At 35.7% G+C, this 22,188-nt stretch carries 29 protein-coding genes and 3 pseudogenes; 28 read left to right on the top strand and 4 right to left on the bottom strand.

The features are described 5' to 3' along the window. Positions 1 to 9 precede the first annotated feature (9 nt). The 19 genes from rplF (at position 10) to rpsI (ending at position 11,671) form a co-directional block, all read left to right on the top strand. A complete protein-coding gene (gene rplF, locus B5P37_RS03250; RefSeq protein ID WP_085236875.1) occupies positions 10 to 546 on the top strand; it encodes a 50S ribosomal protein L6 in 537 nt (178 codons plus the stop codon). A 30-nt stretch (positions 547 to 576) separates the two neighbouring features. Next, on the top strand, positions 577 to 936 hold the full coding sequence (gene rplR / locus B5P37_RS03245; protein ID WP_085236874.1) for a 50S ribosomal protein L18: 360 nt from the start codon (positions 577 to 579) through the stop codon (positions 934 to 936). Positions 937 to 958: 22 nt separating this feature from the next. Continuing rightward, the gene (rpsE, locus tag B5P37_RS03240) at positions 959 to 1,459 is read left to right on the top strand and encodes a 30S ribosomal protein S5 (protein ID WP_085236873.1); all 501 of its coding nucleotides are present in this window, start codon (positions 959 to 961) and stop codon (positions 1,457 to 1,459) included. Between the two features lie 16 nt (positions 1,460 to 1,475). Further along, entirely contained in the window at positions 1,476 to 1,655 is a 180-nt protein-coding gene (gene rpmD / locus B5P37_RS03235; protein ID WP_085236872.1) for a 50S ribosomal protein L30, read from the top strand. Positions 1,656 to 1,671: 16 nt separating this feature from the next. Next, positions 1,672 to 2,112, top strand: a complete 441-nt coding sequence (gene rplO, locus B5P37_RS03230; RefSeq protein ID WP_085236871.1) for a 50S ribosomal protein L15 — start codon at positions 1,672 to 1,674, stop codon at positions 2,110 to 2,112. Further along, complete coding sequence (gene secY / locus B5P37_RS03225) at positions 2,112 to 3,404, top strand: preprotein translocase subunit SecY (protein WP_085236870.1); 1,293 nt, start codon at positions 2,112 to 2,114, stop codon at positions 3,402 to 3,404. Before rplO ends, secY begins: the two co-directional genes overlap by 1 nt. 17 nt (positions 3,405 to 3,421) lie before the next feature. Continuing rightward, complete coding sequence (locus tag B5P37_RS03220; protein WP_085236869.1) at positions 3,422 to 4,075, top strand: adenylate kinase; 654 nt, start codon at positions 3,422 to 3,424, stop codon at positions 4,073 to 4,075. Between the two features lie 157 nt (positions 4,076 to 4,232). Continuing rightward, entirely contained in the window at positions 4,233 to 4,451 is a 219-nt protein-coding gene (infA, locus tag B5P37_RS03215; protein ID WP_001118443.1) for a translation initiation factor IF-1, read from the top strand. Between the two features lie 32 nt (positions 4,452 to 4,483). Then, positions 4,484 to 4,597: a 50S ribosomal protein L36 gene (gene rpmJ / locus B5P37_RS03210; RefSeq protein WP_002509257.1), complete on the top strand. Its 114-nt coding sequence runs from the start codon at positions 4,484 to 4,486 to the stop codon at positions 4,595 to 4,597. 23 nt (positions 4,598 to 4,620) lie between these two features. Continuing rightward, positions 4,621 to 4,986 carry a 30S ribosomal protein S13 gene (gene rpsM / locus B5P37_RS03205; RefSeq protein WP_085236868.1) on the top strand — a complete coding sequence of 122 codons (366 nt, stop codon included), beginning with the start codon at positions 4,621 to 4,623 and terminating at the stop codon, positions 4,984 to 4,986. A gap of 24 nt (positions 4,987 to 5,010) precedes the next feature. After that, on the top strand, positions 5,011 to 5,400 hold the full coding sequence (gene rpsK, locus B5P37_RS03200) for a 30S ribosomal protein S11 (RefSeq protein ID WP_014613235.1): 390 nt from the start codon (positions 5,011 to 5,013) through the stop codon (positions 5,398 to 5,400). 75 nt (positions 5,401 to 5,475) lie between these two features. After that, on the top strand, positions 5,476 to 6,420 hold the full coding sequence (locus B5P37_RS03195; protein ID WP_085236867.1) for a DNA-directed RNA polymerase subunit alpha: 945 nt from the start codon (positions 5,476 to 5,478) through the stop codon (positions 6,418 to 6,420). A 16-nt stretch (positions 6,421 to 6,436) separates the two neighbouring features. Then, positions 6,437 to 6,805, top strand: a complete 369-nt coding sequence (gene rplQ, locus B5P37_RS03190; RefSeq protein ID WP_085236866.1) for a 50S ribosomal protein L17 — start codon at positions 6,437 to 6,439, stop codon at positions 6,803 to 6,805. Positions 6,806 to 7,321: 516 nt separating this feature from the next. Then, complete coding sequence (locus tag B5P37_RS03185; protein ID WP_085236865.1) at positions 7,322 to 8,131, top strand: energy-coupling factor transporter ATPase; 810 nt, start codon at positions 7,322 to 7,324, stop codon at positions 8,129 to 8,131. Continuing rightward, positions 8,128 to 8,994, top strand: coding sequence for an energy-coupling factor transporter ATPase (locus B5P37_RS03180; protein WP_085236864.1), 867 nt, complete (start codon positions 8,128 to 8,130; stop codon positions 8,992 to 8,994). Before B5P37_RS03185 ends, B5P37_RS03180 begins: the two co-directional genes overlap by 4 nt. Next, positions 8,984 to 9,787 (top strand): energy-coupling factor transporter transmembrane component T family protein, encoded by an 804-nt coding sequence (locus B5P37_RS03175; protein WP_085236863.1) that lies wholly within the window; start codon positions 8,984 to 8,986, stop codon positions 9,785 to 9,787. The genes B5P37_RS03180 and B5P37_RS03175 overlap by 11 nt, the downstream gene beginning before the upstream one ends. Before the next feature lie 20 nt (positions 9,788 to 9,807). Further along, positions 9,808 to 10,611: a tRNA pseudouridine(38-40) synthase TruA gene (truA, locus tag B5P37_RS03170; RefSeq protein ID WP_085236862.1), complete on the top strand. Its 804-nt coding sequence runs from the start codon at positions 9,808 to 9,810 to the stop codon at positions 10,609 to 10,611. 210 nt (positions 10,612 to 10,821) lie between these two features. Next, positions 10,822 to 11,259, top strand: a complete 438-nt coding sequence (gene rplM / locus B5P37_RS03165; protein ID WP_085236861.1) for a 50S ribosomal protein L13 — start codon at positions 10,822 to 10,824, stop codon at positions 11,257 to 11,259. Positions 11,260 to 11,278: 19 nt separating this feature from the next. Continuing rightward, positions 11,279 to 11,671 (top strand): 30S ribosomal protein S9, encoded by a 393-nt coding sequence (rpsI, locus tag B5P37_RS03160; RefSeq protein WP_037542446.1) that lies wholly within the window; start codon positions 11,279 to 11,281, stop codon positions 11,669 to 11,671. A 101-nt stretch (positions 11,672 to 11,772) separates the two neighbouring features. Here the strand turns inward: rpsI and B5P37_RS03155 are convergent, their stop codons facing one another. Beyond that, positions 11,773 to 13,092, bottom strand: a complete 1,320-nt coding sequence (locus B5P37_RS03155; RefSeq protein WP_085236860.1) for an ISL3 family transposase — start codon at positions 13,090 to 13,092, stop codon at positions 11,773 to 11,775. A gap of 336 nt (positions 13,093 to 13,428) precedes the next feature. On the opposite strand from B5P37_RS03155, the gene B5P37_RS03150 reads away from it, so the two are divergent. The 7 genes and pseudogenes from B5P37_RS03150 to B5P37_RS12290 all read left to right on the top strand — a co-directional run. Further along, positions 13,429 to 15,192 (top strand): RNA-binding domain-containing protein, encoded by a 1,764-nt coding sequence (locus B5P37_RS03150; protein ID WP_085236859.1) that lies wholly within the window; start codon positions 13,429 to 13,431, stop codon positions 15,190 to 15,192. 351 nt (positions 15,193 to 15,543) lie between these two features. Then, a pseudogene (locus tag B5P37_RS03145) lies at positions 15,544 to 15,759 on the top strand (transposase); the annotation flags it as partial. A 124-nt stretch (positions 15,760 to 15,883) separates the two neighbouring features. Then, positions 15,884 to 16,180 carry a hypothetical protein gene (locus B5P37_RS03140; RefSeq protein WP_085236857.1) on the top strand — a complete coding sequence of 99 codons (297 nt, stop codon included), beginning with the start codon at positions 15,884 to 15,886 and terminating at the stop codon, positions 16,178 to 16,180. 66 nt (positions 16,181 to 16,246) lie between these two features. Next, a complete protein-coding gene (locus tag B5P37_RS03135) occupies positions 16,247 to 17,206 on the top strand; it encodes an IS30 family transposase (RefSeq protein ID WP_085236856.1) in 960 nt (319 codons plus the stop codon). A gap of 152 nt (positions 17,207 to 17,358) precedes the next feature. Next, positions 17,359 to 18,237, top strand: coding sequence for an IS21 family transposase (istA, locus tag B5P37_RS03130; protein WP_244898633.1), 879 nt, complete (start codon positions 17,359 to 17,361; stop codon positions 18,235 to 18,237). Further along, positions 18,237 to 18,995, top strand: coding sequence for an IS21-like element helper ATPase IstB (istB, locus tag B5P37_RS03125; RefSeq protein ID WP_085238406.1), 759 nt, complete (start codon positions 18,237 to 18,239; stop codon positions 18,993 to 18,995). Before istA ends, istB begins: the two co-directional genes overlap by 1 nt. A 53-nt stretch (positions 18,996 to 19,048) precedes the next feature. After that, positions 19,049 to 19,597: pseudogene (locus B5P37_RS12290) on the top strand (group II intron maturase-specific domain-containing protein); the annotation flags it as partial. Positions 19,598 to 19,734: 137 nt separating this feature from the next. On the opposite strand, the pseudogene B5P37_RS03115 reads toward B5P37_RS12290, so the two are convergent. Beyond that, positions 19,735 to 19,905, bottom strand: a pseudogene (locus tag B5P37_RS03115) (tyrosine-type recombinase/integrase); the annotation flags it as partial. Between B5P37_RS03115 and B5P37_RS03110 the strand changes: the two are divergent. Continuing rightward, the gene (locus B5P37_RS03110; RefSeq protein WP_342351453.1) at positions 19,891 to 20,139 is read left to right on the top strand and encodes an ATP-binding protein; all 249 of its coding nucleotides are present in this window, start codon (positions 19,891 to 19,893) and stop codon (positions 20,137 to 20,139) included. The pseudogene B5P37_RS03115 and the gene B5P37_RS03110 overlap by 15 nt on opposite strands. A 28-nt stretch (positions 20,140 to 20,167) precedes the next feature. On the opposite strand, the gene B5P37_RS03105 is transcribed toward B5P37_RS03110, so the two are convergent. Continuing rightward, a complete protein-coding gene (locus B5P37_RS03105) occupies positions 20,168 to 20,656 on the bottom strand; it encodes a hypothetical protein (RefSeq protein WP_244898632.1) in 489 nt (162 codons plus the stop codon). Between the two features lie 67 nt (positions 20,657 to 20,723). Between B5P37_RS03105 and B5P37_RS03100 the strand changes: the two genes are divergently transcribed. After that, complete coding sequence (locus B5P37_RS03100) at positions 20,724 to 21,011, top strand: transposase (protein ID WP_085236845.1); 288 nt, start codon at positions 20,724 to 20,726, stop codon at positions 21,009 to 21,011. Between the two features lie 29 nt (positions 21,012 to 21,040). On the opposite strand, the gene B5P37_RS03095 is transcribed toward B5P37_RS03100, so the two are convergent. Further along, positions 21,041 to 22,170, bottom strand: a protein-coding gene (locus B5P37_RS03095) for an IS3 family transposase (protein ID WP_103322067.1) whose coding sequence is annotated in 2 segments (ribosomal slippage) — positions 21,041 to 21,924 and positions 21,924 to 22,170 — 1,131 coding nt in all. Because the reading frame shifts where the segments join, the coding sequence is not laid out codon by codon here. Positions 22,171 to 22,188: the final 18 nt, after the last annotated feature.

The following is a 22,188-nucleotide window of genomic DNA, read 5'->3' as shown; positions in this document are numbered from 1 at the left end:
TGCCATAGCATGAGCCGTGTTGGTAAAAAAATTATCGAAATCCCTAGCGATGTTACTGTAACGATTGAAGGTAATACAGTATCAGTTAAAGGGCCTAAAGGTGAATTATCAAAAACTTTAAATGAAGAAATGACTTACAAACAAGAAGAAAACACACTAGAAGTAGTGAGACCATCAGATTCAAAAGAACACAAAACTGTTCATGGTACAACTCGTGCGTTAATCAATAACATGGTCATTGGTGTATCTAAAGGATACGAAAAAACACTTGAGCTTATCGGTGTAGGGTATCGTGCACAAGTTCAAGGTAAAAACCTTGTATTGAACGTAGGTTACTCTCATCCAGTTGAGATCGAAGCTGAAGAAGGAATCACTTTCTCAGTTGAGAAAAATACGACAGTTAAAGTTGAAGGTATCAACAAAGAATTAGTGGGTGCAACAGCATCAAAAATTCGTGACGTGAGACCTCCAGAACCTTACAAAGGTAAAGGTATTCGCTATCAAGGTGAATATGTTCGTCGTAAAGAAGGTAAAACTGGTAAATAATAAATCACTCTTAAAGAAAGGAGTATTGAAATGATCACTAAAATTGATAAAAATAAAGTACGTTTAAAAAGACATGCACGCGTTCGTACGAAATTGTCAGGTACAAGCGAAAAGCCACGTTTAAACGTATACCGTTCAAATAAACATATCTATGCACAAATCATTGATGATACTAAAGGCGTAACTTTAGTACAAGCTTCAACAAAAGATAGTGATGTAGATGCTTCTGGTGCAAAAGTAGAAATGGCATCAAAAGTTGGTGAAGTCATTGCTAAAAAAGCAATTGAAAAAGGAATCGAAGCAGTTGTATTTGATCGTGGAGGATACTTATTCCACGGACGTGTAAAAGCACTTGCAGATGCAGCTCGTGAAAATGGACTTCAATTTTAATTTAAAAGGAGGGACAATATAAATGGCTCGTAGAGAAGAAGAAGTTAAAGAATTTGAAGAACGCGTTGTTACGATTAACCGTGTTGCTAAAGTAGTAAAAGGTGGACGTCGTTTCCGTTTTACAGCACTTGTAGTAGTAGGTGACAAAAATGGTCGCGTTGGATTCGGTACTGGTAAAGCACAAGAGGTACCTGAAGCAATCAAAAAAGCAGTAGAAGCTGCGAAAAAAGACTTAATTACTGTTACGCGTGTGGATGGTACAACACCACATACAATTACTGGACGTTTCGGTTCAGGAAGTGTTTTAATGAAACCAGCTGCACCTGGTACAGGTGTTATCGCAGGTGGACCAGTTCGTGCCGTATTAGAACTTGCGGGTATTACTGACATTTTAAGTAAATCATTAGGTTCAAACACACCAATTAACATGGTTCGTGCGACTATGAATGGTTTACAAAACTTAAAAAATGCTGAGGACGTAGCGCGTTTACGTGGCAAATCAGTAGAAGAATTATATAATTAAGGAGGGAAACAGATCAATGACTAAAATTAAAATTACCCTCACTCGAAGCGTTATCGGACGTCCTGAAACACAACGTAAAACAGTTAAAGCGCTTGGTCTTAACAAGATCAACTCATCTGTTACAGTTGAGGACAACGCAGCAATTCGTGGACAAATTAATAAAGTAAGTCACTTAGTATCAGTAGAAGAACAATAATTAAGGAGGTGCCAAAATGAAATTACATGAATTAAAACCATCAGAAGGATCACGTAAAGTACGTAACCGTGTCGGTCGTGGTGCAGGTACAGGTAACGGTAAAACAAGTGGTCGTGGACAAAAAGGTCAAAAATCACGTTCAGGTGGTGGCGTAAGACCAGGTTTCGAAGGTGGTCAATTACCATTGTTCCGTCGTCTTCCAAAACGTGGTTTCACTAACATCAATCGTAAAGAATACGCAATTGTTAACTTGGACCAACTTAATCGATTTGAAGATGGTACAGAGGTAACACCAGAATTATTAATTGAAACAGGCGTAGTTAAAAACGAAAAAGCTGGCATTAAAGTTTTAGGTAATGGTTCATTAGAAAAGAAATTAACTGTTAAAGCACACAAATTCTCAGCTTCAGCTGTAGCCGCCATCGAAGCGAAAGGCGGAGCACAAGAGGTGATCTAATGTTTCACACGCTTGTGAACTTTTTTAAAACAAAGGAAGTTCGTAACAAGATACTTTTTACACTTGCAATGTTAGTCATTTTCAAAATAGGTACGTATATTCCAGCACCTGGTGTTAATCCAGCAGCATTTGATAATCGACAAGGTTCTCAAGGCGTCACTGACTTGTTAAACACGTTTGGTGGCGGAGCCTTGAAGAACTTTTCGATTTTTGCTATGGGAATCATGCCCTACATTACTGCTTCAATTGTTGTTCAACTTTTGCAAATGGATATTGTACCTAAGTTTACTGAATGGGCAAAACAAGGTGAAACAGGTCGTAAGAAATTAAACAATTTCACGCGTTATTTTACGATTGTTTTAGCGTTTATTCAATCTATTGGTATGTCATTCCAATTCAATAATTACTTGAATGGAGCATTAATCAAAGAACAAAACGTTTGGTCATATTTATTAATTGCAATAGTACTTACAGCAGGTACTGCATTTTTAATGTGGTTAGGTGAACAAATCACGCAATATGGTGTTGGCAATGGGATTTCAATTATTATCTTCGCGGGTATTTTGTCAACTTTACCATCAGCCCTCATCCAATTTTATCAACAAGAATTTGTTGGTCAAGATGACGTGACTTTTGCTTGGTTAAAAGTCGCTGGACTTATCGTTGGTATGATTTTATTAACTGTCGGTGCGGTTTACGTATTACAGGCAATTCGTAAAATTCCAATCCAATATGCAAAGAAACAGTCCAATATGCGTCTTGGTTCGCAAGCAACATATTTACCATTAAAAGTGAACTCTGCAGGTGTTATTCCAGTCATTTTTTCAATGGCATTTTTCTTATTACCAAGAACATTAACACTCTTTTTCCCAGATGCCGCTTGGGCACAAAAGGTTGGGAATTACGCAGATCCATCTAATGGCATGGGTATGGTTGTCTATGTGATTTTGATTATTGCATTTGCATATTTTTATGCATTTGTTCAAGTTAACCCAGAAAAAATGGCAGAGAATCTTAAGAAGCAAGGCAGTTATGTTCCTGGGATACGTCCTGGTGAACAAACGAAAAAATACATTACTAAAGTTTTATACCGCTTGACTTTTGTAGGTTCAATTTTCTTAGCAGTGATTGCCATTTTGCCGATCATTGCAACTAAATTTATGAACTTACCACAAGCGATTCAATTGGGTGGTACGAGCTTACTTATCGTTATTGGTGTAGCGATAGAAACAATGAAAAGCTTAGAAGCACAAGTGAATGAGAAAGAATATAAAGGCTTTGGTAGACGATAATTTGTAGGAGGGCACTTATGAACATTATCTTAATGGGATTACCAGGTGCTGGTAAAGGAACTCAGGCGAGTGAGATTATTAAAAAGTACCCTATTCCTCATATTTCAACGGGGGATATGTTCAGAGCAGCCATTAGGCAAGAAACTGAACTTGGGAAAGAAGCTAAATCTTACATCGATCGTGGAGAACTTGTACCAGACGAAGTGACGGTTGGAATTGTAAAAGAGCGTATCTCTGAAGACGATGCAAAAAAAGGATTCTTATTAGATGGATTTCCTCGTACGATTGAACAGGCAGATGCATTAAATTCAATTCTGAAAGAGCTTGGAAGAGATATTGATGCAGTTGTGAATATAGAGGTTCCAGAAGAAGAATTAATGAATCGTCTTACAGGTCGCCGTATTTGCGAATCTTGTGGGACAACGTATCATCTTGTTTTCAATCCTCCAAAAGTTGAAGGTATTTGTGATATTGATGGTGGTAAGCTTTATCAACGTGAAGATGACAACCCTGAAACTGTTGCTAACCGTTTAGAAGTGAATGTAAGACAATCTAAACCTATTTTAGAGTTTTACAATCAACAAGGTGTCTTGAAAAACATTGACGGGTCTAAACATATTGATGAAGTGACGTCAGACGTGATTGAGATCTTAGAATCATTAAAATCATAAGGTTGAATCCAATTTACTTTTTAAGACGTTTACGCTGAGCATATGAATGAAATGGATCATTTCAAACCGCTTGGCAAGGGTAAATGTCAGACACATCAGTCGAGTATGCACAAGCTAGTATTCTCTATCCTTACAACAAAAGGAGGCGTTATTCCAAATGGCAAAACAAGACGTTATCGAACTTGAAGGTACAGTATTAGATACTTTACCAAATGCAATGTTTAAAGTAGAATTAGAAAATGGTCATGAAATTCTAGCACATGTGAGTGGTAAAATTCGTATGAACTATATTCGTATTCTACCTGGCGACAAAGTAACAGTAGAAATGTCTCCGTATGACTTAACACGCGGAAGAATCACATATCGTTATAAATAATTGTCACTCCAACATTGAAGGAGGTATAAAAAATGAAAGTAAGACCATCAGTAAAGCCAATTTGCGAAAAATGTAAAGTCATTAAACGTAAAGGCAAAGTTATGGTAATTTGTGAAAACCCTAAGCATAAACAAAAACAAGGTTAATTAAAAGAGAGGTGTAAAATATAATGGCACGTATTGCAGGAATTGATATCCCACGTGATAAACGCGTAGTAATCTCATTAACTTATATCTACGGTATCGGTAAAACATCAGCACAAAAGATCCTTTCAGAAGCGAATGTTTCAGAAGACACACGTGTTAAAGATTTAACTGACGATGAATTAGGTCGTATTCGTGAAGTTGTCGATGGCTATAAAGTTGAAGGTGACTTACGCCGTGAAACAAACTTAAACATTAAACGTTTGATGGAAATTTCATCATACCGTGGTATCCGCCATCGTCGTGGTTTGCCAGTTAACGGTCAAAGAACTAAAAACAATGCGCGTACGCGTAAAGGCCCAGTTAAAACTGTCGCTAACAAGAAAAAATAATAGGTAAAGGAGGCATATTATACTATGGCACGTAAACAAGTATCACGTAAACGTAGAGTGAAAAAGAATATTGAAAATGGTGTGGCTCACATCCGTTCAACATTCAACAATACAATTGTAACTATTACAGATGAATTCGGTAATGCTTTATCATGGTCATCTGCAGGGGCACTTGGTTTTAAAGGTTCAAAAAAATCAACACCATTTGCAGCTCAAATGGCTTCTGAAACTGCTTCAAAAGCAGCAATGGAGCACGGTTTGAAATCAGTTGAAGTGACTGTTAAAGGTCCTGGTCCAGGTCGTGAATCAGCGATCCGTGCATTACAATCAGCTGGTCTAGAAGTAACAGCGATTAAAGACGTTACTCCAGTTCCACATAATGGTTGCCGTCCACCAAAACGTCGTCGCGTATAATTAAATTTTTGTTTTGTCACAAATCACTTGAATTTATAGTTTATGCAAGTCGACGTACTTAAGGAGGATATGTAAATGATTGAAATTGAGAAACCTAGAATTGAGACAATTGAAGTTAGTGATGATGCTAAATTCGGTAAGTTCGTTGTTGAACCACTTGAGCGTGGTTATGGTACTACACTAGGAAACTCCTTACGTCGTATCCTACTATCATCATTACCAGGTGCGGCTGTGAAATATATCGAAATTGAAGGTGTGTTGCACGAATTCTCAGCAATCGACCATGTCGTTGAAGATGTGTCTACAATTGTAATGAATATTAAAAAGTTAGCACTTAAAATATATTCAGAAGAAGACAAAACACTAGAAATCGATATTAAAGAAGAAGGCGAAGTCACTGCGAAAGACATTATGCATGACAGTGATGTTGAAATTTTGAACCCGGATCTTAAAATTGCAACAGTATCTAAAGGCGGTCACCTGAAGTTACGTTTAGTTGCGAATACAGGACGTGGGTATGCATTAGCTGATCAAAACAACTCAAGTGATCTTCCAATTGGTGTGATTCCAGTTGATTCATTGTACTCTCCAGTAGAGCGCGTGAACTATACAGTTGAAAACACACGTGTGGGACAAAGTTCTGACTTTGATAAATTAACATTAGATGTATGGACAGATGGTTCTATTACACCACAAGAGTCAGTATCTTTAGCTGCAAAAATTATGACTGAGCATTTAAACATATTTGTGAGTCTCACTGATGAAGCACAAAATGCAGAAATCATGATTGAAAAAGAAGAAGATCAAAAAGAAAAAGTATTAGAAATGTCTATTGAAGAATTAGACTTATCTGTACGTTCTTACAACTGTCTTAAACGTGCGGGTATTAACTCAGTGCAAGAACTCGCTGACAAATCAGAGGCTGATATGATGAAAGTTCGTAACTTAGGTCGTAAGTCTCTTGAAGAAGTAAAATACAAATTAGAAGACTTAGGATTAGGTCTAAGAAAAGAAGATTGATAAAGGAGGTTAACTCATGGGTTACAGAAAATTAGGTCGTACTTCAGATCAACGTAAAGCAATGTTACGTGATTTAGCAACAGCATTAATCGTAAGCGAACGCATTGAAACGACTGAAGCACGTGCGAAAGAACTTCGTAGTGTAGTTGAAAAATTAATCACTTTAGGTAAAAAAGGTGACTTAGCTTCTCGTCGTAATGCAGCTAAAACATTACGTAATGTTGAAATTTTAAATGAAGATGAAACAACACAAACAGCACTTCAAAAATTATTCGGTGAAATTGCTGAACGTTATCAAGAACGTCAAGGTGGTTACACTCGTATTCTTAAAGTTGCGCCACGTCATGGTGACGGTGCATTAAAAGTGATTATCGAATTAGTATAATTAATACACACTACTACATGAAAGCAAATGAGTGCAACGATAATGTTTGCCACATACAAATATTGTCTAGCTCAGAGTGCCCCATCCAATTAAATATTGACGACAAAGCGTGAACTCAATAGGGATGGGGTGCGCGCTTTTTTATGTTGTGTAAACGAATAGCGAATGACGTGGATGTTGATATATCGAAATAATGGTGAAGCCTTTTCGATATGGGATAGACATCCACTATTTTTGCGTTTAAAGTGGAGAGATTAAACGAAATTTGGACTTTTGATGATTGACAACCATACGTACGGATTGCGTTGAACTATTGATATTGAGGATGAAATTTGATAAAAGTGCACGAGTACCATAATGACAATATCGGTGAGACGCTGATGTCGATCCGAGTGGACTATCGTATTTATGGATAACGTTTTAAATGATGCAACAATCGTACGGGGTTGGATACATATACAAATGATGCTGTTTTTTGTAAAATAGTCATATTAGTAGACAAAGGAGGGATCAGCAATGGAAGGGCAATATCTAGTGGAATTTGATCATGTGTCTTTTCGATATCAAGCAGATCAACCTTATGTTTTGCGAAATATACAGTTTAATGTAAAAAAAGGCGACTGGGTTTCCATCGTCGGTCACAATGGATCGGGCAAATCGACATTGGCCAAATTACTGACGGGAATAGAACAAACCTTTGAAGGTGACATTCGTATCAATGGGCAATCGATTAAAGGTGTTGAGCGTCCTGCCTTTCAACATCGGATAGGTATGGTGTTTCAAAATCCTGAAAACCAGTTTGTCGGTTCAACAGTACGGTTTGATGTGGCGTTTGGATTGGAAAATCAGGCACTTTCATACGACACGATGCATGAAATCGTTCCGGCAGTACTGAAAGATGTTGATATGTATGACAAGCAGCATCATGAGCCTGCTGCGCTTTCTGGTGGACAAAAGCAACGTGTAGCCATTGCGGGCGTTCTAGCACTTGAACCACAACTCATCATTTTGGATGAAGCGACAGCGATGCTAGATCCAGAAGGAAGACGTGACATTTTAACATTAGTAAAAAAATTAAATCAGACTCAGGGTGTGACGGTCATTGCAATTACACACGATCTTTCTGAAGTTGTGTCGTCTGATCGCATCATTGTGATGAATCAAGGAGAAATATTGTTAAACGGAACAGCAGAAACGGTTTTTAAACAAGGTGCGCAATTATTAGATATCGGGCTCGACTTGCCATTTGAAATGCGTATGGCTCAAAAATTAAATTTTGGACATTCATATATGACTTATGAAGGACTATTGGAGCGGTTGACATGATTAAATTTGAAGATGTTTCCTATACGTATCAACGAAAAACGCCATATGAATATCAAGCATTAAATCAAATTACCACTGAGTTTTTACCCGGCCGTTATTATGCGATTATTGGCCAAACAGGCTCTGGTAAATCAACATTGATTCAGCATTTCAATGGTTTGTTGAAACCGTCAAGAGGTAAAATGCAATTATTTGACGTGGAAGTTGATAGAAAAACGAAAGATAAATTACTAAAACCTATCCGTCAACGCGTGGGCATGGTCTTTCAATTCCCAGAATCACAACTTTTTGAAGAAACCGTAGAGAAAGAAATCCTCTTCGGACCAAATAATTATGGCATGAATCTCGAAAGCGCGAAAGACAAGGCCAGACAGTTATTGAGTGAATTGGGGTTTGATGTGGATCAAATTATGGGACAATCTCCATTCCAGTTATCTGGCGGTCAAATGCGCAAGATTGCGTTAACAGCTATTTTGGCAATGGACCCAGATATTTTGGTCTTAGATGAACCGACAGCAGGGCTCGATCCAAGAAGTAAAAAGCAAGTGATGACTTTGTTTAAAAAATTACAACAAGAAGCAGAAAAAACAATTATTTTAGTGACACATGATATGAATGATGTGGCAGCCTATGCGGATGAAATTAAAATCATGCAAAAAGGCACACTCATCGAATCGACAACGCCAGCTGACTTTTTTCAGCGGCCAGAAGATGTGCGTGCACTTCATCTTTGCTTACCACATGTTGTACGCCTACAGAGAGATGTTGAAGCACGATTAGGCATTCAATTTGGCACGTTAGCGTTGACTGAAGAAGATTTTGTCACGATGTATGAAGGATGGAGGCAGCGTCATGAAAGATAAAATGATTATCGGGCGTTACCTTCCTTTAGATACGATGATACACCGCTTGGATCCCCGGTCTAAGCTGATCTTTGTGTTTTTATTTATCATCATCATTTTTATGGGGCATCACCCTATGAGTTATTTATGGTTGGCACTTGTTTTAGGTGTGATGATACGACTGGCGCGCATCCCTTTTTGGTTTTTAATAAAAGGCTTGTCTCCCGTGTTTTTCTTTTTAATATTGACGTTAATCATGCATCTCTTTTTAACAAAGGGAGGCACACGGCTCTTTGAATGGGGAATCATTTCAATTGATACGAACGGCATACGGGAAGGCATTTTGATTTTATTCAGACTCAGTTTGATCATGATTGCTTCGACAGTGTTGACATTGACGACCAGTCCACTGAATCTCACGGATGCCTTTGACCGTTTGTTCAAACCGTTAAAATATATTAAAGTTCCAGTGGCAGCGTTAAGTATGATGATGGCCATTGCACTTCGATTTATTCCGACATTAATGGAAGAACTCGACAAAATTATTTTATCGCAAAAATCACGAGGGTCCGATATGAGTTCAGGTTCTTTGATGACGCGGATTAGAGCGTTTATCCCATTGCTGATTCCATTGTTTATTTCTGCCTTTCAACGTGCAGAAGAGTTAGCGATTGCAATGGAAGTGAGAGGCTACGACGCGCAAGCAGAACGGACAAGCTACCGTATCTTGAAATGGCAAGCGCGTGATACGTGGCTGATAGTAAGTCTAGTGCCAATCGCAGCTGTATCGCTCTGGTTAAGTCACAACTTTTAAAAAAGAGAAAGGACGATTTTATGCAACGAGTCCTCGTTAAAATCAGTTATAACGGTGCACAGTTTTTAGGATTCCAAATTCAAAATCAAGGTCGCACTGTACAGGGATACTTTGAAAAATTACTCAAGCGGATGCATCAACGACCGGTCCGAATCCATCCGTCTAGTCGTACAGATCGTGGTGTGCATGCACTAGAACAATACTTTCATTTTGATACACATTTAAACCTCACACCAGAACGATGGCAGTACGCCATGAACCGTGCGATGCCTGACGATATTTATGTTCATGAAGTGACGTTTATTGATGCAGACTTTCATTGCCGCTATGATTGTGTCGGCAAGCGTTATCGTTATGCGATTTATCAAGCACCACATCGCAATCCATTTTGGTCACAACTGAAAACATATGAGCCGCAATCTTTGAATATTGAAGCAATGCAACGAGCCGCACAATATTTTTTAGGGACGCATGATTTTACGACATTTTGTTCACAGAAAACAGAAGTAGAAAGCAAGGAAAGGACCATTTATGAAAGCCGTATTGAAGTGACACAGGATGGCATCGATTTCATCATTACAGGTTCGGGCTTTTTATACAATATGGTACGCGTAATTATGGCTTATTTGTTAGAGGTTGGGAAAGGAAAACGAACTGCAGAAGCGATACCTCAGTTGCTGGCGAAAAAAGATAGAAATCTGGTTCCGCATACTGCACCGGCAGAAGGACTCTATTTAGAGAAGATTTACTTAGCGCCTGAGCAACTAACAGCAGATTTTGGACCGGATATCAAAATTCATGTTAAAAAATCCACGCAAATTTAGTGAAACGCATTGACATTATACGCTAAAACTTATATGATAGTTAACGGTATTGTTTTATATCACCCCACGATAAGCCCCGGAAACTTATTGTGTTACAAGATATATAAGCAGGAAAGATCAACAGTTAACGGAATAAAGCGTGCACCAAGATTGTTATGACACACTGGCCCAAAAACTATAGAAACATTTATTCACTAGGAGGACTCTATTATGCGTCAAACATTTATGGCAAATGAATCAAACATTGAGCGCAAATGGTACGTTGTAGATGCTGAAGGACAAACATTAGGTCGTTTATCATCAGAAGTTGCAGCTATCTTACGCGGTAAAAATAAAGTAACTTACACACCACACGTTGACACAGGTGACTATGTAATCATCATCAACGCATCTAAAATCGAATTCACTGGAAACAAAGAAAACGATAAAATCTACTACCGTCACTCAAACCATCCAGGTGGTTTAAAATCAATCACAGCTGGAGAGTTACGTCGTACAAACCCAGAACGTTTACTTGAAACTTCAATTAAAGGGATGTTACCAAGTTCACGTTTAGGTGAAAAACAAGGTAAAAAATTATTCGTTTATGGTGGCGCTGAACATCCACACGCTGCACAACAACCAGAAAACTACGAGTTACGTGGTTAATTAGAAGGAGGAAATGACAATGGCACAAGTTGAATATAGAGGCACAGGCCGTCGTAAAAACTCAGTAGCACGTGTACGTTTAGTACCAGGTGAAGGTAACATTAAAGTGAATGATCGCGATGTACGTGAATACTTACCATTTGAATCATTAATCTTAGACTTAAACCAACCATTCGACGTAACAGAAACAAAAGGAAACTATGACGTTTTAGTTAACGTTCACGGTGGTGGCTTCACTGGTCAAGCGCAAGCAATCCGTCACGGTATTGCGCGTGCATTATTAGAAGCAGATCCTGAATACAGAGGCTCTTTAAAGCGTGCTGGTTTATTAACACGTGACCCACGTATGAAAGAACGTAAAAAACCAGGTCTTAAAAAAGCACGTCGTTCACCACAATTCTCAAAACGTTAAGATTGTCGTGTATGGCATTTATACAGCACTTCTCGAAATTACTCGAGAGGTGCTTTTTTGTTTGGCTCTTTGTCAACGTCGGTTGGTGAGACGATAACGCATTAAGCAACGTTATTTTGTTGTTTAATGCGTTTTTTATATTCACTTACAAACACCTTAGAAATCATTAAGATACTATTACTAAAATTCCAGAAATTTCTATAACCATAAGAAACACGTTTAATCAGTTTTATTTTATTATTAATCCCTTCAATGGGGCCATTCGTTAAATGTGGATGACGCATAGTACTTGAGATATAAGGCAAGTATTTGATGAATGTTTGAATGACACGCTTGAGCCCTTTCGAAATATCTTTTGTCTTTGCATCCTGTAAGATGAACCGTAGTTGCTGGATATCGTTTGCTTTCAAAGCACTTAAAAGACGGTGTCCTGTTTCATATGTCTCTTTGAGCGTCTCATCAAGATTTAACAAGTATTGAACTAAACTGTACTGGCTCTGCCATGACTTAAAAAGTCTGTATGGTTGATATATCATTCGTTCTAAATCAATGGGCGCTTTTAATAGTAACTTCCAATAACGCTTTAATTTATTATATTGAGGTCGCTCTTTTGTCCTAAAACTATTCATGACTTGAACACGGCAGCGATTGATTTCACGATTGATGGCTTGTACGATATGAAAGCGATCGATAATGATTTCCGCATGAGGAAATAAATCCTGAATCAGAGCGATATAAGGTGGAAACATATCTATAGAGACCGTTTTTACTTTTTCACGTTGTTTTCTAGAGAACTTTAAAAAATAAGCTTCTAATTGATGTTTGCGACGATCAGGTAAAATATCAATGATATCATGAGTCACACTATCACAGTAAATAAAGCTCATTGCACCTTCGACATCCTTCGTCGACTTGAATTCGGCAAAAGCTAAGTGCTTAGGTAAAACGTAATGTGCGTGTGCCTTCACCGAATTACTTACTACTTTTAAATGGCGATGGACAGTTGAAGGCGATACACATAGACTTTCAGCGATATCTTTTTCAGATGTAACTTTTGATAGTTTCCAGGTCATCATGCGTTTGACCTCATTTGAGATGGTACATCGGGGTTGAATATAGGGCGTTTCAGCTGTATAGGTTCGTTGGCAAGCTTTACAGTAAAAGCGCTGTTTCTTCAATTTTAAATAGGCAGGTCTTTCAAAAATTAACCCCATATAAACATTCGTTTTACGAAAGCCATGTTTAATAATTAAATGGTTATCATTTTTAATTCCACAACACTCACAAGCACTGGGGTGATAAGTCAATTGACCTTCATAGAATAATGACTGTAAGTTTTTATGAACATGTAATCCTAAATTTTGAGTGATTTTTAAATTTTTAACTTTAATTCCTAGTATTTCTGATATATCATTACACATAGGCACAATATCTCCTTAATCGTTGGTTTGGTCACTTACAATTATAGAGATATTTGTGCTTTTTTAATATCAAAAATTAAAATAACGGTCAGTGAATCTCTCACCAACCGTTAAAAATATACAACCTTTGTTTAAAATTCAATGATATGAGGTTGTATGAAACGACATGAAATGACCTGGTTTTTCTCTGAGATTCATACATAATTAACCATGTTATATTATTTTAAGGTGTGAAGAATATCAAAATAGAATAATAATTAATGATTTTGACGGTTCATGCAACATGAACTTTTAGTTTATAATTAAATTATTAAGAGTAAAAGTGGGTGATGTGCATTGAAAGAACAAGATATCTTAGAGTTAATCAAATTTGGAGAACATAGTCAACTAGAATGTAAACTTGGTAAAGGTGGATTACCAAAAGATATTTGGTCTACATACTCAGCGTTTGCTAATACAACAGGTGGTATGATTCTTTTAGGTATTGAGGAGAAGGAAGGGACTTTTTATCCAGTTGAAGGAATTGATGTAGTCAAACTTCAAAAGCAGTTCTGGGACCATATTAATAGTAACCAAGTTAGTATTAATATTTTACAAAGTGATGATGTAAAACCAATAAAAGTAGGGTCATATGATATTCTCCAGATTAATGTACCTAGAGCGCTTAGGCAGCAAAAACCTGTCTCAATTAATCAAAATCCATACATAGGAACATATCGTAGGAATTTTGAAGGAGATTATAAATGTACTAAAGAAGAAGTAGACACAATGATTGCTGAAGCTTCGAATTCTACTCGTGATAGTATGGTTTTATCTAACTATGGGTTAGAAGATTTAAATAAGCAATCATTGATAAAATATAGACAAAGATTTATGATTCAGAACCCGAATAATGATTGGAATGAATTAGATGATAAAGAGTTTCTAAGAAGAATAGGTGGATGGGGTAGAGATAGAGAAAAATCTATTGAAGGGTTAACAGCTGCAGGACTTTTAGTTTTTGGTGAAGAGCATACTATTACTGATTATTTTAATAATTACTTTCTTGATTATAGAGAAAAGGTTAATGAAGTGGAAGGGCAACGTTGGATGCATCGATTTACTTCACAAAGTGGTGATTGGTCAGGTAACTTATATGATTTTTATCAAAAAGTGATAAAACGCATGAATGAAGATGTAGATGTACCGTTTGAGTTAAATAATGAAGATTATAGTAGAGTTTCTGTTACAAATATTCAACGTGCCATAAGAGAAGCGTTACTTAATACGATTATTCATGCTGATTATTTTACTAGGGGAAATATAATTGTTGAAAAGAATAGCGAAGAATATAAGTTTGTAAATCCCGGCTTACTGCGTATTCCTTTAGAAAAAGCAATTAGTGGAGGAACAAGTGATACTAGAAATCAAAATATTTTTAAAATATTCTCTTTGATTGGATTAGGAGAACGTTCTGGTTATGGTTTAGAAAATATTCATAATATATGGCGTAAAAATGATTGGGAAATTCCGGAGATAATCGAATCTTTTCAACCTGAAACTATAACTTTATCTTTAAAAACAAAAAAACTTATTTCACAAAATCATTTAGATACTTTGAAAAAATCACTAGATGATGTATTTAACATTTTAACATCAATGGAGATAAAATTGCTTTCGTTTCTATTAGATAAAAATTCAAGCAGTCATAGAGATATTCAAGCATCATTAGATATAGATTCTATTGAACTGAGCAAAATGATTATTCATCTAGAAAAACTTGATATTATCGAAAGAAATACTATTAATAATATAGAATTTTATAAATTAAAAAATATTGATAAAACAAATGATGAAGTTGATAGAGAAAATATTATTAATAGCGTAAAAGATAAAATGAAAGGAAAAATAAGAGTAAAACCGGAAGTTTTAAAGCAATTAGTATTAGAACTATGTTCTGATAATTACTTTACTATTAATCAAATCTCAAGTGTTTTAGGACGCACTGAAAATCATATAAGACAAAAAATAGTACTACCGCTAGTTTCGGAAGAAAAATTAGAATTAAAATATCCGGATAACCCTACACATAGCAAACAAGCATATAAGACTAAAAACTAAGCATATATTCTAAACTCTAAGCATATATGTTTTAAGTGTAAATGGCGGTTATAAAATGTAGGAAAATGGCGGAATGAAAAAGCTGTTTTTCCTACATTTTTTCTTTTCAAAATTATACAGTCATATCTTAACTCAATATCCAATAGGGGGGATTTTGATTGAGAGATGATATTTATGAAGGAGTGCTATTTTACATTTTGAAGGTTACGAGGGCAAATATATGATTTTACGAGAATACTGTAGAAATAAAAAATAAGACTAAAAACTAAGCATATATGCTAAACTCTAAGCATATATGCTAAACTCTAAGCATATATGTTTTAAGTGTAAATGGCGGTTATAAAATGTAAGATGAGCTTTATTTACTGTGATAGTGTGACCCATGATATCATTGATATTTTGCCTGATCGTCGCAAACATCAATTAGAAGCTTATTTTTTAAAGTTCTCTAGAAAACAACGTGAAAAAGTAAAAACGGTCTCTATAGATATGTTTCCACCTTATATCGCTCTGATTCAGGATTTATTTCCTCATGTGGAACTCATTATCGATTGCTTTCATATCGTATAAGCTATCAATCGTGAAATCAATCGCTGCCGGGTATAAATGCTAATTTAAAAATGTACACTCTCGCTTGAATAAGTATGTACAAAAACGACTGTTTTAATCATAATTTGATTGAGGTGAAATTATGAACTATACAGTCAAAATAGATACAGAAATTAAAATCACAAGCCTTTCAGACTTACCAAAGCTGAAAGAAATGATGGAGCGTGCAAAAATGAAAATCAATAAAAGCAAGTTAGCTCGGGATCTTGGTAAAGATAGACGGACAATCGACAAATACTTAAAAGGTTACACACCGTCAAGTTCTCGAAAAAGAACTTCAAAAGTTGATGAATATTACAATGTAATCCAACTACTTTTATCAGAAGAAAGCTCACAAACCTTTTATTACGTCGATTGTAAAATTAAGCTAGACAACTAAAAAAGCCTTCTGTGCTAAACTCAATATGTATTTCCGACCAAAGAAAACATAAGGAGTTAGTACAGAATGGCCTATAAACATCTTAACACGGATGAACTCACGTTCATAGAATCATATTATCATCAAAATCTTTCGGTAAAAGAAATCGCAAAGAGATTGAAACGATCAAGACAGACAATTTATAACGTAATAAATGCACTTAAGACAGGTATAACTGCACTGGAATATTACCAAGAGTATAAGCAAAGAAAATCAAATTGTGGCAGACATAGAATAGTACTTCCAGAAAATCAGTCAGCTTATATTCGAGAAAAAGTAGCCGATGGCTGGAGACCTGACACCATTATTGGCAGAGGTGAACTCCCGATTGATTGTTCTGTAAAAACTTTTTATAGAATGTTTAAGGAAAACGTCTTTTCGGTACAATCTTTACCTATGAAAGGTAAAAGGAAGCCGAATGGTCATTGTGAAAAAAGAGGTAGACAGGCTTTCAAAAGACACATTTCTGAAAGAGTAGAAGAGTTTCCTTTCTTCTTTCAAGAATTTGGTCATCTTGAAGGTGACACTATCATTGGCCGTAATCATGGGAAGGCTGTCATAACCTTAGTAGAAAGAATCTCTAAGATGATTATCACTATACGACCTCAAGGTCGCAAGGCAGATGATATTGAAGATGCTCTTCACTCTATGTTTTCAGCTTTACCTCCTCATATATTTAAATCGATTACTTTCGATTGTGGTAAGGAGTTCTCCAACTGGAAAACAATCTGTAACCGACACGATATCTCGATATTCTTTGCTGATCCTGGCACTCCGTCGCAACGTGGATTGAATGAACATTCTAACGGGATACTTAGACGCAGTGGATTAGATAAAGAATTAGACTTTAATTCAGTCACTGATGATCATATCATTAGTGTTGCTCAAAATATTAATCATCGTCCCAGAAAATCGCTGGGCTATAAAACACCATTGGAAGTATTTATGAGTTTCATCGAAGATGAGAAATTGTCTAGCTTATTTTGACAAACGAAATTATAAAAGAGTTTTATGGCAGTATCTCAAAGATAATCACGGCTTAGATTGTTCTCAATCACTTTTTAGAAGTTATATATCGAAGCACCAAAACATTTAATGATTATTTTAAAACGGGGGCTAAAATTAAAACGCTTAAAAGCGTGGCACGTTACGAAACGGCACCAGGCACTCAAGCACAAGTGGACTGGAAAGAAAACATCAAATTTAGATTGAAAGACGGCAATGTCATTGAAGTTCATATCGCCATGTTAATCCTGTCTTACTCTAGATTTCGAATTTTTAATATATCAACCACAAAATCACAAGAAATACTGAAGTCTTTTTTAACCCAGTCATTTGAAATGATTGGCGGGGTGCCTAAAGAACTACTCACAGATAATATGAAAGCAGTGATGGATCAGCCCCGTACAAGATTCAGTAAAGGACAAATCAATCGTCGATTCGAACAATTCGCACATGATATGGGAACAAAAATACGACCGTGTATAGCAGGGAGACCTATGACAAAGGGTAAAGTGGAAGCTTCTATGAAACTACTTGATGAAATCCATGCCTATCAAGGCAAATTTAATTTGCCTGAGCTTCATGCATATATCTCAAAACTGAATCAAAGAGTGAATTATCAACTACATCAGGGTACGGGAAAAATACCGATTATTGAATTAGAAAAAGAAAAGAGCCACTTACTTCCACTTCCTACGGAAAAAGTAAGAGACTCCTATAGAATAATTGGACAACATGTAAAAGTTAACGCTTCCAATATGATTACGTACCAAGGCAATCAATATTCAGTACCATCTGAATATGCCAGAAAGCGCGTGCAATTACAAGTATTCAATCATGAACTACATGTATATTATAACATGAAGCTGATAGCGTGCCACTCTATAAGTAACGCCAAGTTGAATTATAAAGAAGAACATTATATTGAAGCACTTCAATTATCATCCCCATATTATCCAGACATTGACGATTTAGCGAAAGAAAATTTAAAAGCCATTGGAGAGATGTATGAATGATGAAAACGAATTCTAACTATAGACAGCTTCTAGATAATTTAGAGTATCTGAAAATGAAACAAATGATATTACATCTGGATGAAGTTGTAGATTTTAATATTAGGAACAATGGTTCTATTATCGATTCCCTGATTAAGCTGACGAACTATGAAGTGGATATAAGAGAAAAAAATATGATTCAATCTATGGTTAAGGTGGCGGGGTTTCCATTTCAAAAGGAGCTGAATAGCTTTGATTTTGAGTTTCAACCGAGTATTAATCCACAGCAAATCAAGGATTTTATGTCTTTAAGATTTATAGAAAACAAAGAAAACATCGTTTTTCTAGGTCCTAGTGGGGTGGGTAAAACCCACCTCGCAACCGCCTTAGGCATAGCTGCTGCTAAAAAAAGAAACAGCACCTACTTTATAAAATGCCAGCAGTTGATTGAGAATTTACGTAAGGCTCACAATGAAGGGAGACTTGAAACTAGGCTTAAACATTATAGTAAATATAAGCTTTTAATTATTGATGAAATTGGATATTTACCGATTGATGTTGAAGACGCAAAGTTGTTTTTTCAAGTTATTGATCGTCGATATGAAAAGAAAAGCACGATACTTACCACGAATATTAATTTTAAAGCATGGGATGAGGTATTCCAAGATACGAAGATAGCGAACGCAATTTTAGACCGCGTATTGCATCATGCCTCAATCGTATCTATCGTTGGAAAGTCTTATAGACTAAAAAACCATTTCCCTTCAGAAAAAGAATAAAACTGTACATGCTTATTTAAGCAAAATTGTACATATTTATCTTGACGTTTATAAGTGTCACGAAATTCATTGAAAAGCAACTGAAGTAGGTTGTCAATGAAGATAAAAGTAAAGTAGGAGCAGTCTCACGTTTAAAGTTCTTGAGTTGTCTAATAACCAAGGTAAATGGGGTTTGTCGTTTCAGACCGACTACGGAAGCCAAAAGAAATTTAACACGCGACTTAAGGAAAATAACGAAACGAAATAGACCCGGTACCTTTAAAGACATTATCACTGAAATTAACCAAGTGACGAGAGGTTGGATCAATGACTTTGATAGAGATTTTATCAGAGGTTTTATTGAAACCACGCAATCTTGGCTAAACCGCCGACTTAGACAACTCATACTTAAACGGTGGAAAAGAGTAAGAACAAAATATAAGATGTTGCGCCAATATGTTCTTGACCATTGAAGTGCAATGAAAATCGCACAGTCTCGCAAGAAATATTGGCGGTTATCAAACACGTACGAGGTTCATCGTGCACTTACAACAAAACAACTCTACAAGTGGGGGTTAATACCATTAACCCAGCTTGCAGAGTTGGCTTACGCAAGATATTGAACCGCCGAGTACGGAACCGTACGCTCGGTGGTGTGAGAGGATGAATAGTCAATTAATGGCTATTCTTCTACTCGATTGGTTTGTGCATGAATAATACCCCGTTAATACCCCTGGACTTAATAAGTTCATACTATATATTAAAAATTTATGTGATTTTGGAATTTTTCAGCTAACTTTTCTCTCGATGATTGTGTAATGTGTGTATAAATGTCCATTGTCGTCTTTATATCACTGTGACTTAATCTAGTTTGTACTTCTTTAAGTGTTGCACCTGATTCGAATAATAGCGAAGCATGGGTATGTCTAAAGAACAAGCTGATTTATTCTATCAGTTAATGTCGCTAAGATATGAAATGAAATCAACAATAATTACGACTAATATTCCGTTTTCTAGTTGGGGTGAGTCATTTAGTAATAAGATTGCATCAGCAGCTATAATTGATCGATTAATTCACCACTCTAAAGTATTTAAAATTACTGGAGAATCTTATCGATTAAAAGATTATAAAAACGAAAAATCCTTAAATATGAGACAATCTTAAACCGCTAAAAAACATCATTTTCAAACCGCTATTGACATTCATCTTCGATGTAAGTATCTAGTAACTTTGCATTAAAAGAATTTAAATGTTCTTTTTCTTCAAAATTGAAAACGTCTATAGGTCGTTGTTCTGTTGCTTGTGAAATTTCTAAGTGATTCAATTCGTGACATAAATCATTTACTAACCCAATAAGTTCGACAGCATCATAAAATTCATAATCGTATGGTCTTAAACGTTGTTCAACAAATTTAGCTAATGATTCAACAGACCCTTTTGTTTGAGGACGATAGGGTCTACAAGCAATAGGTTCAAAGTTGGCATCCTTACTAAATTGATAAAATATATTATTAAAAACGACTTTTTTATATTGTGTTCTTGGTCGATCAACTACAGTTCTCATATTATCGAACCATATTTCTTTTGGAACGCCTTCGGTGTATTCAAAAGCTTCTTTTAGACATTCAAATAAGGTATCTTGTTTTCTATCCCAAGTTAATGTGATTGATGTTAGACTCATTAACGGACACAGCGAATTGATAATAAATAGTTTATAATAATATTATTAATTTACGGGAGTGTCTGTCATGACTAAGAGAAGATATGAGCATAACTTTAAGATGGAAGCAATAAAACTGGTTGAATCAGGTAGAAAAGCGACTGAGGTCTCAAGAGACCTTGATATACCGATACAAACACTTACAAAATGGCTGAGTAAGTATCGTGAAGGTGGCGAAGCATCTTTTGTTGGTAGCGGTAAATTAACACCAGTAAAACAAACAGAAGTCGAATTACAAAAGCGACTTAAGGAACTTGAAGAAGAGAATCGAATATTAAAAAAGGCTATGCACATCTTTGCCAAAGACCAGAAATAATTTATGAATTTTGGAATGTCAACAGTTTCCTAGACACTTTTCATGTGTAGATCTTTAAACGCCACTGGTGTTAAATACTGTAATGAAGAATGTGGTCTAAAATTGTTGTACCAATTTACATAATCAAATAATTCTGTCTCTAACTGTTCTAGGTTTTCAAATTTCATCTGTTTTACAAATTCGGTTTTTAGTGCTTTCATCGTTGCTTCTGCAACTGCGTTATCATAAGGACAACCTTTAGTACTTAATGAACGTTCGATTTCAAAAGTCTTTAATACTTCATCTATCAATTTGTTATCAAATTCTTTACCTCTATCTGTATGAAATAGTGCGATTTGTTTTAGGTTATGATTAATTTTACTAATTGCTTTCACCACTAAATTTGCATCCTTATTTTTACCTGCACTGTAACCAACAATTTCTCTATTGAAGAGATCAATAAATAAACATATATAATGCCATCTATCTGCTACTTTTACATAGGTTAAATCACTTACCAATGCATCCATTGGTTGTTCTCTATTAAAAGTGCGATTTAAATGATTTTTAATTAGTTTTTCATTTGTTTCTTTTGGATGATTTTTATATTTAGCTTTCGTATAAACAGAAACTAGATTATATTTTTTCATGATACGACCAATCTTTCGTCTGGATACAGTGAGACCTTTGTCGTTTAATTTATTCTTAATTCGTCTTGTACCAAAGCTTTTTCTATTCGAATTAAACGTATCTATAATAATTTTTTCTAATTCTAAATCATCATCTTTTTGGCTTTGAGTATTTCTTTTTATTGATTCATAGTAAGTGCTTCTTGGTATTTTCAGGACTTTACACATTGCTGATACTGAATATTGATGCGCATTCTTTTGAATGATTTCTATTTTCGTCCCATGATCAGCGCTGCTTGCTTTAAAATATCATTCTCCATTTTTAAATGTTGAACTTCTTTGCGTAATTTAATCAGCTCTTTTTCATCATCTGATAAGTTATCTTGATGATGAAATGAACCGGTGTTTTGATGTTGTTTTATCCATTTTCCTAATGCCGAAGGTGTTAAATCATACTCGCGTACAATTTCATTCCTAGGTTTACCATTTTCATATAATCTAACCATTTGTAACTTAAACTCTGAACTAAATGTTCTTCTTTCTCTTGTCATAATATAATCGCCTACTTT

Origin of the sequence: Staphylococcus lutrae, from assembly GCF_002101335.1 — a bacterium.
Lineage (GTDB): Bacteria > Bacillota > Bacilli > Staphylococcales > Staphylococcaceae > Staphylococcus > Staphylococcus lutrae.
This window is presented reverse-complemented; position numbering and strand designations above follow the sequence as displayed.